Origin of the sequence: Hymenobacter defluvii (assembly GCF_017589435.1) — a bacterium.
In the GTDB taxonomy this organism is placed as follows: domain Bacteria; phylum Bacteroidota; class Bacteroidia; order Cytophagales; family Hymenobacteraceae; genus Hymenobacter; species Hymenobacter profundi.
In genome coordinates, this window is record NZ_JAGETX010000106.1 from 1 (window position 1) to 617 (window position 617).

The following is a 617-nucleotide window of genomic DNA, read 5'->3' on the forward strand; positions in this document are numbered from 1 at the left end:
ATCCCTATCCCTATTTAAAACCGTATTTTGGAGGGTTCGCAGAAATAATTTATAAACCATGGTTTACCGATACGTCGAAGATATACGGCTATAGTGACCACCCTCATTTGAGACGTAGTTCATTTTTAGAAAAGTTTGGTCGGTATAAAGAAGATATTAAATCCGACCGCACAGAATACCTAATGTGTATTTCCTTTATCCAGAATAAAGGGAAAGGAATTTTTTATAATAACTTTAATAGTTTGTTTGCACAGGAAAATACTAGTGATGAGCCTAGTACTGTGACTCGGGCTGACTGGCGTCGGAGTAATAATCTGTTAATCATGATTGTTAGAAATATATTTAGGCAAGTTAAGTACAACTTCGACATACACTTGGGTAAACGAGTAAAGGATTTGTAGAAAAAGACATGCAAAGGCGGTTAATAAAATCCCCACATGTCTTTTATCGTGTGTCACGGTTTGAATTCGAATGAAGAATAAATTCAATTTTACGCTGAAATCATATCTGCGTAATAATCACTTGATGTCTCTTTCGGGTAACATTGTTATCCAAGCCATCAATATTGTTTACTTTGCCTTGCTTTTTCGGTCTCTGAAAGTAGCTGAATTAGGAGC

1 pseudogene is annotated in these 617 nt (G+C 35.8%); it reads left to right on the forward strand.

Annotation, left to right across the window (positions count from 1 at the left end):
* Positions 1 to 401: pseudogene (locus tag J4D97_RS23190) on the forward strand (glycosyl transferase family 2); the annotation flags it as partial.
* Between the last annotated feature and the right edge of the window lie 216 nt (positions 402 to 617).